The organism is Vibrio sp. 1580, assembly GCF_033340055.1.
The window spans coordinates 1-562 of sequence record NZ_JAWOVT010000565.1 but is presented as its reverse complement, the minus strand read 5'-3'; the positions used below and the strand labels follow the sequence as shown (position 1 = coordinate 562).

Here is a 562-nt window from a genome sequence, read left to right as displayed (position 1 = left end):
AGTTAGGCGCAGCAATGGGCTCGATGTCCAACGCGAGCACTTGCTCCAAAATGTCCCAGTTGAGAACCACGACGCGTTGCGGCACTTGCTCAAAAGTCACCGCTCCGTACGCATCATGAACGGTAATGTCTGCGTTCGCTCGTACAATCATCACTGTGAAAAGTAGAGTCGTGCAGCTTAGTTGTTTGAGAAATCGAACCATCATGCACATACCACCGCCACCTTCTGGCTAGCAAGTGTGTCCGCGGGCGTTGGATGATCAATGAGCTTAATTGGTGATTCGTAAAGTGCAGACAAACGCGCTTCATCAAGTAGCATTTCGGCGTTGCCTTCAAAGGCAATTTGACCTTTTTTGAGTGCAACTATGTGGGTTGCGTAGCGCAATGCTAAGTTCAAATCGTGAAGGATCACGATAATGCCTACGTTCTCGGTTCGATTCAGCTCTGCCAGTAGCGCCATCAGTTGAAATTGATGGTGAACATCGAGCGCGGAGGTCGGTTCATCTAGGATCAAAATCGGTGATTGTTGAGCCAACAGCATCGACACCCAAGCGCGTTGGCGC

2 pseudogenes are annotated in these 562 nt (G+C 50.0%); both read right to left on the bottom strand.

The window, feature by feature from the left end:
• Positions 1-151 (bottom strand): annotated as a pseudogene (locus R7093_RS27185) (iron-siderophore ABC transporter substrate-binding protein); the annotation flags it as partial.
• A 50-nt stretch (positions 152-201) separates the two neighbouring features.
• Positions 202-562: pseudogene (locus R7093_RS27180) on the bottom strand (ABC transporter ATP-binding protein); the annotation flags it as partial.